This is a genomic window from Solimonas sp. K1W22B-7, assembly GCF_003428335.1.
Taxonomy (GTDB): Bacteria; Pseudomonadota; Gammaproteobacteria; order Nevskiales; family Nevskiaceae; genus Solimonas_A.
Genome location: NZ_CP031704.1, coordinates 5,290,100 through 5,304,192, shown reverse-complemented (window position 1 = coordinate 5,304,192; position 14,093 = coordinate 5,290,100). Strand labels below are relative to the sequence as shown.

9 protein-coding genes are annotated in these 14,093 nt (G+C 62.7%); 6 read left to right on the top strand and 3 right to left on the bottom strand.

Features of this window, described 5'->3' with window-relative positions:
- Positions 1 to 16: 16 nt before the first annotated feature.
- Positions 17 to 1,774: an ATP-dependent nuclease gene (locus tag D0B54_RS23750; protein WP_256365906.1), complete on the bottom strand. Its 1,758-nt coding sequence runs from the start codon at positions 1,772 to 1,774 to the stop codon at positions 17 to 19.
- A gap of 305 nt (positions 1,775 to 2,079) precedes the next feature.
- On the opposite strand from D0B54_RS23750, the gene D0B54_RS23745 reads away from it, so the two are divergent.
- From D0B54_RS23745 to D0B54_RS23720, 5 genes are all read left to right on the top strand, one after another.
- Positions 2,080 to 3,450 carry an ATP-binding protein gene (locus D0B54_RS23745; protein WP_162932665.1) on the top strand — a complete coding sequence of 457 codons (1,371 nt, stop codon included), beginning with the start codon at positions 2,080 to 2,082 and terminating at the stop codon, positions 3,448 to 3,450.
- The gene (locus D0B54_RS23740) at positions 3,443 to 4,096 is read left to right on the top strand and encodes a hypothetical protein (protein ID WP_117294806.1); all 654 of its coding nucleotides are present in this window, start codon (positions 3,443 to 3,445) and stop codon (positions 4,094 to 4,096) included. Before D0B54_RS23745 ends, D0B54_RS23740 begins: the two co-directional genes overlap by 8 nt.
- Positions 4,097 to 4,479: 383 nt before the next feature.
- A complete protein-coding gene (locus D0B54_RS23735; RefSeq protein ID WP_117294804.1) occupies positions 4,480 to 6,714 on the top strand; it encodes a molybdopterin-containing oxidoreductase family protein in 2,235 nt (744 codons plus the stop codon).
- A gap of 647 nt (positions 6,715 to 7,361) precedes the next feature.
- On the top strand, positions 7,362 to 7,691 hold the full coding sequence (locus tag D0B54_RS23725) for a hypothetical protein (protein WP_117294800.1): 330 nt from the start codon (positions 7,362 to 7,364) through the stop codon (positions 7,689 to 7,691).
- Between the two features lie 132 nt (positions 7,692 to 7,823).
- Positions 7,824 to 9,779 carry a pyrroloquinoline quinone-dependent dehydrogenase gene (locus D0B54_RS23720; protein ID WP_117294798.1) on the top strand — a complete coding sequence of 652 codons (1,956 nt, stop codon included), beginning with the start codon at positions 7,824 to 7,826 and terminating at the stop codon, positions 9,777 to 9,779.
- Positions 9,780 to 9,916: 137 nt separating this feature from the next.
- Here D0B54_RS23720 and D0B54_RS23715 read toward each other — a convergent pair whose 3' ends face one another.
- Complete coding sequence (locus tag D0B54_RS23715) at positions 9,917 to 10,534, bottom strand: TetR/AcrR family transcriptional regulator (RefSeq protein WP_117294796.1); 618 nt, start codon at positions 10,532 to 10,534, stop codon at positions 9,917 to 9,919.
- Positions 10,535 to 10,699: 165 nt separating this feature from the next.
- Here D0B54_RS23715 and roxC point away from each other — a divergent pair, with 165 nt between their 5' ends.
- The gene (gene roxC / locus D0B54_RS23710) at positions 10,700 to 13,216 is read left to right on the top strand and encodes a putative rubber dioxygenase RoxC (protein WP_117294794.1); all 2,517 of its coding nucleotides are present in this window, start codon (positions 10,700 to 10,702) and stop codon (positions 13,214 to 13,216) included.
- Between the two features lie 148 nt (positions 13,217 to 13,364).
- Here roxC and D0B54_RS23705 read toward each other — a convergent pair whose 3' ends face one another.
- The gene (locus tag D0B54_RS23705; protein WP_162932664.1) at positions 13,365 to 14,012 is read right to left on the bottom strand and encodes a TetR/AcrR family transcriptional regulator; all 648 of its coding nucleotides are present in this window, start codon (positions 14,010 to 14,012) and stop codon (positions 13,365 to 13,367) included.
- Positions 14,013 to 14,093: the final 81 nt, after the last annotated feature.

Sequence of the window (14,093 nt, the reverse complement as noted above, 5' to 3'; positions counted from 1 at the left end):
CCGCCTTCCTCATCCGCTATTTCGAACGAAACTCATCTATCTTCTCAAGAAGATCAATTAAATCAGAAGGTATATCGCTTCGGTTCATAGCATCCGCAATCCTGGCATCTGATAAGGATATGCCATGTCTGCTTTGAATCCGATCCCGCAATTGCGCGAGAACCTCTTTGCCAGGCACCATTTCTAGTCGTGTTTCGATTCGTTCCCACCTAGCCGAAAACCAAGTTAGTGCTTCGCGTGATATCTGTGCGATATCCTTTCCGCTAGATCTAAAATACGTGGCCCTTTTGGCTATTAGCTGCGCCAGAACATTGTCTCGCATAGCCGAAGTAATTTCGTCGAGCTCTTTTGCAACATCAAGGGGCACGTCGGGGACGCTATTCGAGCGATGCGCGCGCTCTGTCACCGCAGACTGCAGAGCCTTCTGCAAAACCGCAGGGATCAGCAAGTAGTTCTCAATTTCCTTCCTTCCAAGAACGTGCGCAAGTCGAAGATCTTTCGCGAGGCTGGCAACGACGCTATCTACTTCCTCATCGCAGAAGTAGTCTCGGTCATAAATAGCGGCAATTTTTAGCGTAGTACCAAGCACTGGCTCAATAGCAGAGGCAAGGGAGTTAATCCGTTGCCATGAACCGAATCCTCCAGAGGCGAGGGGCGTTACTCCCGTGCCAGTGCTTAGATTGGAGAGGCCTAGGCGCCGAGCAATTCGCCTTAGCAGACGGAAATCATCTATTCCTTCGACAAACAGCACCCGACGATTCCGGGCGAGTGCTGTCAGCGTAATGTTTTGAATCGAGCCCACCGCTTCCAGTGCCCGCTGCACTCCTGCAGTGTCCTTAAGTCGAAGGCCTCTGGATGATTTTTTATCCACTAAGATGATTTCGCTCGGATCTGCCTCGGCCATGATTTCTGTGGAATGCGTTGCGAGTAGAACATCTGGGCCGAGTTCTCTCAAGATGGCCAGAAGTTGACGCTGTACGTCTGGATGCAAATACACCTCAGGTTCGTCCACAACGACAAGCGTTGCATCAGAAACTCTAGAAAGATGCGTAAGCATCTGGCACCAAACCTGAAAGCCAAAGCCGACCCAGTAGAGCTCTCGATCAATACGATCCTCGCGGCAGAACATGGTTAGTTCACCTTTCAGCGGATCGGAGACCTCGGGCGGCAGAATTTCCATTCCAGGCCATGTTTGGGCCACTAACGCGGAAAATTCTGTGAATCCCTCTGGGAAGTGATGCCAGTAGCTTCGAAAATGGCGCGATGCGCGATGCGTAGAAAGCCCGCCGAGAACTGTACTGCGCTCTCGTCGGACTTCGCGATGTTCAACTGGCCCAAGAACGGGGACACACGCCACGGTTATAGGAAAATGCTTTTGGAATGCCGCGCGCGAGGTGATGCGTACGCCCTCTGCTTCTGGAATGAGAAAGCAACCCCCTTCCGCAGGAAACACTAAACGAAGCTTATTTCGATTGCTTAGCGCGAAAACTATGGAAGTTTCTGTGTCTTCATAGTCTGTGTGCACATTCTCTAAAGATATCGGAAGACTAGATTCTGGCACACGATATCCAGGCGTCATTCCGGATAGTAGAGTGACACGTACAGGCTCGGATGAACGCGCGACGCGTAGCCCACTAGCTAGTGCTCGTATCGCGCTGACGATGGTTGACTTCCCTGAGTTGTTCGGCCCAACCAAGATGTTGATCCCGTCGAGCACGAGGGAGTAACCACGAAAGGCCTTAAACCTCTCGAAGCTTATCGAAGCAATCCGCACAAGTGATTTTTGGGGCACGGGATACAACTAAGTGGTTGTGTGAAGCCATTTTAGCGCGTACGACACGCAGACCCTCCACTGTACTGGCAGAGCTTCCCGAATCTGCATTGCCGTCCACGAAAAATGAGTTTCGCCCTTTTTTGCTCAAGCGGCGCAACTGCTACTTTCCCAGAAGGAACAACCTGATTCAGTGATCAGGTTGCTGTAGGTGATGGTCAAGCGTTATGACATACCTTCGGCGTCTTGGCGCCACGAAGGGGTCCCCGAGGTACTATTGCGGGGCCTTTTGAACGGGGGAGTTCCGAGTGCTACGTAGCTACACAACCAGTTCCGGACGCTTCGAGTTCGTCGAGGCGAAAGGTTCGAGAGGCCGGCTTGGCAAGAATACCTTTACCTTAATTGTCGGTCGAAATGGGACGGGTAAGAGCCGGCTACTGAGGGAACTGGTGAATCAATTGATCGGCGAAGTAGTCGATCGGAATTTGCTGGTTCGCGAAGACCAGTCGAGCTTGTCGGTAGATTCTTCTGGTGCTCTAAGAATGGCATTTGCGCCCACCAAAATTATCTGTGTATCCACTAGCCCATTCGATAAGTTCCCTGTACTTCGGCGCGACAGGGTGACCGATGGGTATAGCTATCTCGGGCTGCGCGGCCTTCCAAGCCAGAATCTAGGGCTCGCATATATGTCACGGATCATGTTTGCACTGATCGAGGCCGCGGACCGAAGTTCAGAGCAGGCCGCCGCTATTGCCGGCGTGCTGAACTATCTCGGCTATGAAGGAGTCGTCCACGCTAGATTTATGTGGCCCTCGGAAAAGTTCATTGAGGAAATCTCAAGCACTGACGATCCGCATGGGTATATTGACGAGTATTTGCGTCGGCCAATGATGATGCCCAACGACGGCAACCCTCCTTTGCGCAAACTCCAAGCCATGGGGCGGCCTCAGCTCAGAAAGCTCTTCTCGATAGCCAAGAAACTTTGCAGCGCTGTAGGCAGACGCCGCATAGATATCGCTGTTAGTTCCGAGGGTGTACATGTAGGGGGGCATCCGGCAATCGACAGAGGCGACTTAATCCAAGTGGCTTCCTCCGGAATTCTGAGGCTCAGAGAGGTGTCACTCTCGAAGCCAGGAGTTGAGCGCCCGATCTTGCTACATGAGGCAAGCTCCGGTGAGCAGGCGGTTGTTATGGGGCTACTTGGTATTGGTAGCCAAATTATGGATGGCGCCCTAGTCTGCATAGACGAACCCGAAGTCTGTCTGCATCCAGAATGGCAGGAGCGATACATCGATTTGCTTTTCCATACCTTTAATGGATATCGAGACTGTCACTTCGTCATTGCCACGCATTCTCCTCAGATGGTCGCGAACATCCCGGATGGAAATTGCTATGTCATGGCAATGGAGAGTGGTACCGCCCGAAGCGCAAGAACCTATTCGCATCGGTCCGTCGACTTTCAGCTCGCGGAACTATTCAATGCGCCGGGGCACCGGAATGAGTACCTGAATCGCATCGCTCTGAATACCTTCGCAAAGGTCACCAAGGCCAAAAATTTCGACGAACAATCCCTGGAGAGCCTGCGAACTCTACGTAAAGTCGCGGATGAGCTACGCGAGGATGATCCTCTCCGCGACTTGATAGCGGCGCTGGAGGAGATGGCCCAAGCCTATGGCTGATATATCGAATCCGACATGCTTCTCAGAAGCCGACAGGAAATTGATTGCTAAAACACTGGCGAATGTGGAATTTTCTCATGCAAGTTGGAATGAGGATGAGCTTGCGGTTCTGCGTTCCTTCATGCGCAATCACTATCGAGACATGCAGTTAGGCGTTTGTGCGTTCTGTCGAAATGCAGTTTCTCTGCAGTCGGCGAGCAATTGCCATGTTGAGCACATCGCGCCGAAGTCTCTCTATCGACACTTTATGTTTGAGCCGAAAAATTTGTGTGTCATCTGTGCTGACTGCAACGAGATCAAACGCGATCAGGAAGTGATGAATGACGTGCCCGATACTGTCGTTCGGGGCGTAACTAGACGACGGTACCCCCGTTCGGCCAGCGCATTTTGGATCGTGCACCCTCACTTTGATACATGGACCGATCACATCGAGCAGTTCGGCATGTTTTACGTGGACAAATCCCGTAAGGGACATTTCACGATTGGTGCCTGTAGGCTAAATAGAAGGCTATGGAAGTACGGCTGGGAGGCCGATTTCCGGGAGGTAGACGTCGCCGCTGCTGCAACACAATTCCTGCAAGCCACGACGCAGGGTGCCAGAGCTCGCGCATTGCATTCCCTGAAAAAGCTACTGATTCTGTCGTAAGCGCTCTCTACATTCCGAGAGGAGCTGCCGGGGGACCGAGTAAAGGGGACATGGCGGGGACAGATTTCTACCACCGCTACACCCCCCGCCCCCGATACTCCCCCGGCGGCACCCCCATCCATGTCTAATTAAAGCAAATTAAAGGGGACAGATATTTCCCCCCGCGGCCGCACGCCTTTCGGCCTGCCCCAAAAATACGGAACTCCGTCAGGAGAACCCACCCCACCCGCGTAAAATGGTCCCCAGGGAGAACTGCGCCTGGAGCAAGGCGAAATGAACGCCGGTCCAGCGTCCGCTTTCTCCCATGATCTCACCCCCTCAGACGAGACCCCCGGTGCCAGCCAGCGCTAAGTTGGCTACATGGCCGGGAGAGGGCTTTGCGCATGAAAGAGACCAAACACACCTTCTGCAGGATCTGCGAGGCCTCCTGCGGGCTGGTGGCGGAGATCGAAGGCGGCAAGGTGGTGGACCTCAAGCCCCACAAGGACCACATCGGCACCGACGGCTTTGCCTGCATGAAGGGGCTCAACCAGCACAAGATGTACGACTCGCCGGATCGCCTGCAATACCCGCTCAAGCGGGTCGGCGACCGTTTCGAGCGCATCGGCTGGGCCCAGGCCTACGCCGAGATCGGCGCCAAGGTGAAGAGCCTGCGCGCGGTCAGCCCGGACGCCGTCTCCATGTACGTGGGCACCGCCGCGGGCTTCAGCCTGCTGCACCCGATCTTTGCCGAAGGCTTCATGAAAGGCCTGGGCTCGCACAACGTGTTCTCATCCTCCACCCAGGATTGCGCCAACCGCTTTGCGTCCGCCACCGAGATGTATGGCTTTCCCTTCACCCAGCCCTTCGTGGACCTGGACCATGTGAAGTACATGCTCATCGTGGGCACCAACCCGGTGGTGTCCAAGTGGACCTTCCTGCAGGTGGCGCACCCCGGCAAGCGCCTGAAGGAAGTGCGCAAGCGCGGCGGCCGCATCATGGTGGTGGACCCGCGCGAGACCGAGACCGCCAGAATGGCGGACGCGCACCAGTTCATCCGCCCGAATACCGATGTGTTCTTCTTCCTGTCCTTCCTGCACGAGCTGTTCGCGCAGGACGGCGTGGACCGCGAGCGCGCGCAGCGCTACATGACCGGGCTGGAGCAAGTTGAGCAGCTGGCGCGCGAGTGGCCGGCCGACAAGACCGCGCCGCTCACCGGCATCGACGCCACGGCGCTCAAGGCCATGGTGGCGGACTACATCGCCGCCGGCGCCTCGGCCATCGTCACCGGCACAGGCCTCGGCATGGGCCGGCACGGCACGCTGGCGCAGTGGCTGGCCGACGCGATCAACGCCCTCAGCGGCAATCTCGACCGCCAGGGCGGCATGCTGCTGGGCGAGGGCCTGTTCGACTTCGCGGCCTATGCGAAGAAGGAAGGCCTGTTCCAGCGCCTCAAGCGCTCGCGCGTGGGCCAGTTCCGCGAACTCAACGGCGGCTTCCCCGGCGGCATCCTCGCCGACGAAATCCTCAAGCCTGGCACCGGGCAGATCAAGGCGCTGTTCGTCACCGGCGGCAACCCGCTGATGACCATGCCCAACTCCGCCCGCCTGCGCAAAGCCATGGGCGAGCTGGAGCTGCTGGTGGTCACCGACATCTACCTCAACGAAACCGCGAGCCTGGCGCACTACGTGCTGCCCGCCACCTCGCCGCTGGAACGCGCCGACCTGCCCTTCGTGTTCCCGCTGTTCCTGGGCATGCAGTCGCGCTCGTACATTGCCGCCACCGATGCCATCGTCGCCCCCACCGGCGAGCAGCGCGACGAAGCGACGATCTACACCGAGCTGGCGCGCGCCAGCGGCATCAGCCTGTTCGGCGCCAGGCCGCTGCAGTGGATCATGCAGCTCATGCTCTGGGCCAACGCACCCTTCCGCCGCGGCAGGCAGCCCTCGCTGCCCATCGCGCTGATCCTTGACCTGATCCTGCGCTCCAGCAAGGTCGGCCGCTTCCGCGACCTGGTGAACAAGCCGCAGGGCGCCATCTGGCGCGGCGGCCCCAAGCCGGAGAGCTACCTCGGCAAGCGTGTGGTGACCGACGATGGCAAGGTGCACCTGGCGCCGGAGATGCTGATGCAGCAGACCCCGCGCCTCGCTGGCATCTTCGCCGACGAGAGCGCCAGCTACGCGCGTGGCGAACTGCGCCTGATCTCCAAGCGCATGCACAGCACGCACAACTCCTGGACGCAGAACATCGCTGAACTCACCAACGGCGAAATGGGCCAGACCAACTACCTCTACATGCACCCCGACGACGCCCGCGCCAAGGGCCTCACGGAAAAAGCCGCGGCCGACATCCACTCGCGCACCAACACCATCCGCCTGCCGGTAAAGCTGCTGGAAACCCTGATGCCCGGCACCGTCGCCATCCCCCACGGCTGGGGCCACCAGCACGCCCGCGGCCTCGGCGTGGCCAGCAAGCTCGGCGGCGCCAACGTGAACCTGCTGTCGGCGGATGGCCCGGACGCGGTGGAGTCCATCTCCGGCATGGCGCACCTGACGGGTATTCCCGTGCGCATCGAACCCGCTGCGGGGCCGATCGACGTGGGGAGCTGGACGGGGATTGCGGAGAGCGCGGCAGCGTAGAGAGCGGAGGCGGGTGGCGAGTCTGTAAGGGAGCGAGCTTGCTCGCGACCCGGTGGACAAGAACACAGGGCTTTCCGGCTTTCGTAGCCTGGATTCGCGTAGCGAAGCCGGGAGCTGACCCTGCAAGTTCGCTCCCGGCTTGCCTGCGGCAAACCAGGCTACGCTGATTTCACGGTTCGTCGGCGCCCGCTTGTTTCCGCTCACAACTCCGCCCACAACCGCCGCAACAAAACATCCGCCACATCCGAGTCCGACACCAAGCTTAGTCCGGCGCCGTCCTGCACCCGCAACCGGATATCGCCGCGCACGAACCGGCAGCCATCGCTGCCGGCCTGCGGCGCAAGCCCATAGCGCAGTCGCAAGAGCATCCACACCTTGAGCTTGCGCCTGCGCGAAGGGCCGCAGTTCAGGCTGAGGTGTCCGTCCCGGGTTCGGTACAAACGGGGTGGGGGTCTTCCGTGGGAGTCGGAAGCGATGGGCGGGTACAGGTGGAGGATTCGCATGGCCGCAGCATCGCGGCCGCGGGTGCCGGGGCTGCGCAGGCCTTGTGCAGATTCCGTGAAACTTCGTGCAGGAAATGTGGCAATGCAGGTTTTCGGGGCTAAGGCCGTAGCCAGCCATCGCCGGATGAAAGAACATCTCCGGCCATGGACATCACCTCCTTCCAATCGCTGAAGCTTTCCATAATGTCCGTCAGCGGGCTGGATCGGGACGCGTTGCATGCTTATGCCGGCCTTGGCATGTTGTTCGCCTCGGCGCTGGTGTTCCGCAAATCCCTTCGAGCGCTGCTGCCGTGGTTCATGGTGGCGGCCATGGCGGTTGCGGTGGAACTCCTGGATTTTCGCGACGACATGGTCACGTATGGCCACCTGAGATGGGACTACAGCGCGCACGACATCCTGAACACGCTGTTCTGGCCGACCGCGATCCTGTTGCTCGCCCGCCGGGGCATCCTCTTCGGGGCTGCCAGGGACTGAGCGGGAAGGAGCGCCCCGCGGCTTGCTCCTGAGCGCAGCACTCGAGGCTGCCGGTGCTACAAGTCTTGACTCGCAGCGCGGTTCCCTATATTGGTGTCATAGCCATGACATAAAAGTTGGGGGAGAGACCCTGTGAGCATCATTCGTATCGCCCGGCGGTGCCGCCGCGCGTCGCTGCTGGCCCTGCTGACGGTGGCCCTGGGTGCCACGGCGGCAGATCCCGAGACGCACCAGATGGGCACCAAGTATTCCCCGCTGAAGCAGATCAACAAGGGCAACGTCGCGAATCTGGAACTGGCTTGGGAATACCACACGGGTGAAGTGCCGCCGAAGAAGCCCGGCATGGCGCTGATCGCCTTCGAGGACCAGCCGAGCCTGGTCGACGGCAACCTGCTGGTCTGCACCACCTCGCGCCGCGTGATCGCGCTCGACCCCGCCACCGGCAAGCAGCGCTGGGTGTTCGACCCCAAGGACCCGAAGCTGGGCATGCGCAAGTGCCGCGGCATTTCGCATTGGGTGGACGACAAGGCCGCGGAAGGTAGTCACTGCAAGTCGCGCATGCTGCTCGGCACCGCCGACTATCGCCTGGTCGCTTTCGACTCGAAGGACGGCAAGCGCTGCGAGAACTTCGGCAGCAACGGCGAAGTGAAGATGAAGCCGAGCAAGCCGGAGCTGTTCGCCGGCGAGGTGGTGGCCGGCTCCAAGCCCGCGGTGGTCAACGGCGTGGTGGTGGTGGGCTCGGCGGTGGCGGACAACCAGCGCGTCGATGCGCCCAGCGGCCAGGTGCTGGCCTTCGATGCGCGCAGCGGCAAGGCGCTGTGGAGCTTCGACCCGCTGCCGCGCGATCCGGCGGACCCCGCGGCCAAGACCTGGGCCAAGGGTACGGCCGAGGGCTTCGGCGCCGGCAACGTCTGGGCCAACATGGCCGTGGACCAGAAGCTGGACCTGGTGTACCTGCCCACGACCAGCCCCTCCGGCGATTTCTACGGCGGCACGCGCGCCGGCGACAACCGTTACTCCTCGTCCATCGTCGCGCTCAGGGGCTCGACGGGCCAGGTGGTCTGGCACTTCCAGTTCGTGCACCACAACGTGTTCGACTACGACACGCCTTCGGAGCCGCTGCTGATCGACTGGAAGCTGCCGGACGGCAGCACGGTGCCGGCGCTGGTGCAGAACAACAAGACCGGACTGATCTTCGTCTTCAACCGCGCCACCGGCGAGCCGCTGGTGCCGATCCAGGAGCGCCGTGTTTCGCAGCTGGGCAAGGTGGCGGGCGAGCAGCTTTCGCCGACGCAGCCGTTCCCGGTGGGCATGCCGACGCTGGCGCCGCAGAAGTTTTCTCCGGATGACGCCTGGGGCTTCACCCCCATCGACCGCTGGCTCTGCCGCCGCAAGGCGGAGGAGTTGAACTACGGCGCCATCTTCACGCCGCCGAGCGAGAAGGGCACCATCTTCTCGCCTTCGGTCGGCGGCGGGCCCAACTGGGGTGGCGGCGCCTACGACCCGGCCAGCGGCATCATGGTGGTGCCGTCCAACCGCGTTCCGACGATCGTGGCCCTGGTTCCGGTGGCCAAGGCCAAGCCCGGCGAAATGGCCAAGGTGGAGCTGGGCGGCACCATGGCCTTCCCGGCCAAGGGTTCGCCTTTCGTCTACGAAATCTCGCCGCTGCTGTCGCCGCTGGGTTCGCCCTGCTCGGCGCCGCCCTGGGCCGCGCTCACGGCGGTGGACCTGGCCAGGAAGAAGATCGTCTGGGAAGTGCCGCTGGGCAGCATCGAGAAGCTGATGCCGATGAAGCCGCCCTTCGACCTCATGGACCTGAACCTCGGCACGCCGGGCGCCGGCGGCCCGCTGGTCACGGCCGGCGGCCTGGTGTTCATCGGCTACACGCTGGACGACTCGATGCGCGCCTTCGACCTGCACACCGGCCAGGTGCTGTGGAAGACCGACCTGCCCGCAGCCGGTACCGCCGTGCCGGTGAGCTACGAGGCCGGCGGTGAGCAGTACGTCGTGATCCCGGCGGGTGGGCACAGCATGTATGGCTCCACGCTGGGTGACTCGGTGGTGGCGTACAAGCTCAGGAAGCGCTGAGCGGAAACGCGGCATCGGAACCGGCGGCCGGGTTTATCCGTCCCCTCTCCCGCTTGCGGGAGAGGGTGCCTGAAAGGCGGGAGAGGGTTTCTGTGAACGGTGGTTTGGCTAGCTAAGGCCAGATTTACAGAAACCCCTCACAACAGCTTCAACACCATATCCACCAGCGTCCGCGTCAGCCGCTCCCGCGACAAATGCGGCGGCCGGTGCAGCACGGTCTGCAGCATCGCGGCCCAGGTCATGTTCGTCAGCAGGTAGGTGCTGGCCTCGGGGTCCTCGAACTGGATCACGCGCTGGCTCTTGTAGCGGCCTTCCTGCCCGAGTTGCTGCAGGGTCTGCGACAGCTCGCGCACCTCGGGGATCTCCCACAGGAAGGGCACCTCGCGCAGCGCCACGCGCAGCAGGTCGGCGCGCTTGTCCAGCGAGGCAACCATGGCGCGCATCCAGTAGTCGATGCCGTCATGCGGCTGCCGGGGCAGGGCCAGCGCCTTGTGCAGGCTGACGCCCATCTCGGCGACGATCTCGCGCAGGGTGCGCGACAGCGCGGCGGCCACCAGCGACTGCTTGTTGGGAAAGTACTCGTAGAGCGAGCCGATGCTGACGCCCGCCACCTCGGCGATGCGGTTGGTGGACACGGCTTCGTAGCCCTCGGCCACCAGTAGCCGAGTACAGGCATCGAGCATGGCATCCACGGTGGCCCGCGCGCGTGCCTGCAGCGGCAGCTTTTTGGGCGTCAGATCAAATGCCTGCGCCATGTTTTGTCCCCTCCGGACAGGCCCGGTTGCTTGCCGGATGAACCCGAGTAGTTACCGAGTCTTCGCTCGGGTTAGCTTAAGCCCGTCAGGAAAGTTACGAAAGTCGCTGTTTGGGCCTTGCTGCGGTTCACCCTTCGACAGGCTCAGGGCGAACGGCGACTTGCAGTGACGACCGGCAAAGGCAGCCAGGCGGCGCAGACCGCGGCCACCCCCTATGCGGAGGAGAACGCAATGAAGACCATGACCGGCGGCCGCCTTGCGGCCATTGCCCTGGCGGCCCTGCTCGCGGCCTGTGCCCCGGGGCGCAGCGACCCGGTGTCGGGCGGCGGCTCCGGCAGCGGCGGCGCGCGCAGCATGGAAGAGTACTTCTCCGGCCAGGTGCAGCCGCGCCTGGACTTCTGCCGCACCTGCCATATCCCCGGCGGCGTGGCCGACGTGGAAAACGGGCATGACTTCATGCTCTCCAGCCGCCGCTCGCAGGACCTCGCCAACCTGCGCGCCAGCTGGGAGCGCCTGGGCAGGAACAATCCGACCTCGCGCATCCTGCTGATGTCCTCCGGGCAGGAGACCCCGCATACCGGCGGCGCGCCCTGGCCGGTGGGCAGCGACGCCTACAAGGCGATGGCAGCGCTGCTCAAGTGCTTCGAGAGTCCGACGCAATGCGTGCTCAGCGGCGGCGGCGTGATCACCGAACTGCCGCTGCTGGGCAGCAAGCATGCGGTGCATGTCTGGGCCAGCTACTGCGAAGGCAAGCCGGACAACGCGCTGCTGCCGCGCGACCCGCGCACGCGCATCCAGCCGGGCGTGAACGAAGGCAAGGCGGTGTACTACAACGCCTGGTGGACCGACTGCCACGCCAAGCTGCCGGCGGAAGAGCAGCAGGCCAGGACCTGCGGCGAATACCGCACGCGCCGCGACGGCGGCCTGCACTTCCTGATGGATGAATTGCCGGGCGGCAACCTGACGGCGGAGGACTACGACAACAGCTGGAAGAAGTGGGGCCTGGCAGCGCGGCCGGCGAATTTCGACCAGCTCTACACGCTGCGCTATGGCCTCAACGCCGCGCCCTTCCGCAATCCCTATCCGCGTCCGGGCGAAGACCCCAACGCACCGGGCATGAACGGCGGCAGCGGCCAGCTGCCGCTGGGCCTGCGCCAGCTCAAGGACGACGACGGCAAGTGGAACGGCAGGATCGGCAGCGGCGCCTGCTTCCAGTGCCACGGCGGCCAGATCGGCGATCCCACGGCCGGCGACATCATCGCCGGCATGGAGAACCTGGGCGTCGGCAACAACAACTACGACACGCTGATGAACGGGCGCGACAACGCGCCCTGGGCCGGCACCCTCCTGACGCCGCTGCTGCCGACGCTGGACGTCGGCACGCTGTTCAACATCGGCGTGCAGCAGCGCGGGCAGAACAACGCGGTGGGCGCCTTCGAGCTGCTCAACACGATCCTCGACGTCGACAGCCTGGGCCTGAACCCGATCCCGGTGAAGATGTTCGTGAATCCGGCGAATCCGCTGGGCGGCGTGCTCGACGTGTCGCATCCGCTGGCGCACACGCAGGACACGCCGGCCTGGTGGAACATGGGCTCGCGTCCGCGCAAGTTCTTCGACGCCGGTGTCTCCAACGACAGCACCCGCATCATCATGGCCGCCGGTCCCGGCGAGTTCGGCAACCTGATCAGCGCCGACGGCAAGTACTACCGCGAGCGCGTCGAGAAGTACGACCAGGACCTGGAGGCCTTCTTCCTGTCGCTGCGCTCGCCGCCGTATCCGCGCGCCATCGACACCCCGCTGGCCGAGCAGGGCGCCGTGATCTTCCACGGCAAGGACCTGTGGGGTGCTGGCCTGGACAACCCACGGCCGAAGCCGGCCGGCGGCAATGGCTCCTGCGCCAGCTGCCACGGCGTGTACTCGCCGCGCTACGTCAACGACAGCAACTACCTGGAGTCGCCCGACATGGAGGGCGTGGCCGGCCACATCGTCGAGCTGGCGGTGATCGGTACCGACCCCGCGCGCTCCGACATGCTGACGCCGACGCTGCGCCTGCAGTGGGACACCACCTACTGGGGCTACCCGGAAGGCGCGGAGGGCTATGTCTCGCCCGACGAAAAGAACGTGGCGGTGGAGCTGCTCGACGACATGAGCCCGCTGCGGCCGGTGGGCGCCTGCGGCTGGCAGAAGGAAACCATCGGCTACCAGGCGCCGCCGCTGTACGGCGTCTGGGCCACCGCGCCCTATCTGCACAACGGCTCGGTGCCGACGCTGGAGCAGCTGCTGGCTTCATCGCAGCGCAAGCCGATCTGGCGGCGCCAGCTGCAGACCGTCGACGGCGTCACCGGCTTCGACCAGCGCCTGGGCGAGGCCTATGACTTCACGGCGATCGGCTGGAAGCACGAGGTGCTGGACTGCAGCGACATCCCGGGCAACCCGCTGATGGCCTGCAACCCCATCGCCCGCGACAACCCGTCGCTGGTGCAGATCGTGCAGAACCTGCTCAACGGCACGGTGAGCTACGCCGGCCTGGTGCTGCTGCCCGACCCGACGCCCGGCGCCTTCGACAAGCGCCTGGTCTACGACACGCGCATCCTCGGCAACAGCAACGCGGGACATGACTTCACCGACGTGCTGACCGGGCAGGAGCGCAAGGCGGTCATCGAGTACCTGAAGACCTTGTAGTCCGTGTTCCCCTCTCCCCTCGTGGGAGAGGGGTTAGGGGAGAGGGGGCTCTCTCAGGTTTGACGATAGCTTGGTGCTGATTGCAGGCACCCCCTCTCTCCCGGCCTCTCTCCCACGAGGGGAGAGAGGAGACCAGAGGTACCGGCCCTTACCCCCGCCTGCGTGCCAGCAACAACTGCCGCACATACGGCGTCAGATACCGCAGCATCGCGCGCGTGGCTTCCTCGCGATACGCATCCGTGATGTGCCCGTGCAGCAGCACGGAATGGCGGAAGCAGGTGGTGCCCAGGTCCACCGCCAGCACCATCACGTCCACCGGCTCGCGCGGCAGCAGGATGCCGGCGTCGGCGAACAGGCGCTGCGACAGGCTGCCGAGGTGGTCGATGGTCATCGCCTGCGCGCGGTAGCTCTCGTCGGTCTGCGCGCCGCCCAGGATCAGCAGCCGTGCCACCGGGCGCTCGTTGTGGAAGCGCGCGGCGGTGTCCACCGTGAGCCGCACCTGCTCGGTCCACGACATCGGCGGATGTGCGGCGGGCAGGGCCACCAGGCGCTGCTCCATGTCCTGCAGCTCGCGCCGCGCCAGCTCGTTGAGCACCGCGTAGGGCGTGGGGAAGAAGTTGTAGATGCTGGCCCGCGTGAAGCCCAGCCGCTCCGCCAGCACCGGGATCGAAAAGCCTGCCATTCCCTGTTCGATCAACAGCTTGCGTGCCTCCTCCAGCACCAGCTCGAAACGCGCCTGGCCGCGCTGCTGCAGCGGTGCGCGGGGGGCGGAGAGGCCGGCCTGGAGGTCGTTCATGGCGCGCAGCATAAGGCTTGACGCCCAAAACCTACAAATGTATGGTTTGCCTCATAACCTACAAATGTAGGCTTTTGCCCA

What these genes read in the sequence shown, in the direction of transcription:
- D0B54_RS23740 (WP_117294806.1), top strand. Translation starts at nt 3,443, where the DNA reads ATGGCTGATATATCGAATCCGACATGCTTCTCAGAAGCCGACAGGAAA.
- D0B54_RS23735 (WP_117294804.1), top strand. Translation starts at nt 4,480, where the DNA reads ATGAAAGAGACCAAACACACCTTCTGCAGGATCTGCGAGGCCTCCTGC.
- D0B54_RS23725 (WP_117294800.1), top strand. Translation starts at nt 7,362, where the DNA reads ATGGACATCACCTCCTTCCAATCGCTGAAGCTTTCCATAATGTCCGTC.
- D0B54_RS23715 (WP_117294796.1), bottom strand. Translation starts at nt 10,534, where the DNA reads ATGGCGCAGGCATTTGATCTGACGCCCAAAAAGCTGCCGCTGCAGGCA.
- D0B54_RS23705 (WP_162932664.1), bottom strand. Translation starts at nt 14,012, where the DNA reads ATGAACGACCTCCAGGCCGGCCTCTCCGCCCCCCGCGCACCGCTGCAG.